Here is a 246-nt window from a genome sequence, read left to right as displayed (position 1 = left end):
CGCGAGGGCAACTCTGACCGCCGCGCCCCCGAGTCCGTCAAGAACTACGCCCGCAAGCACCCGCACCGCATGGGCGCGTGGAGCAGCGACTCCAAGACCAACGTCGCCACCATGGCCGACCACGACTTCCGCCACAACGAGCAGTCGGTCATCATGCCGACCGACGACGTGCTCACGATCCGCCACACCGCCGAAGACGGCACCGTCACCGTCCTCAAGGAATCGCTGCCCGTGCAGGAGGGCGAG

The 246-nt window shown here is 67.9% G+C and carries 1 protein-coding gene; it reads left to right on the top strand.

Going from position 1 to position 246, the window contains the following annotated elements; genetic code table 11:
- Window positions 1–246: NADP-dependent isocitrate dehydrogenase (locus RMT89_RS44795; RefSeq protein WP_315889492.1), on the top strand; the 246-nt coding region annotated here is incomplete at both ends.

Source organism: Streptomyces sp. P17, from assembly GCF_032436805.1.
Taxonomy (GTDB): domain Bacteria; phylum Actinomycetota; class Actinomycetes; order Streptomycetales; family Streptomycetaceae; genus Streptomyces.
This window is presented reverse-complemented; position numbering and strand designations above follow the sequence as displayed.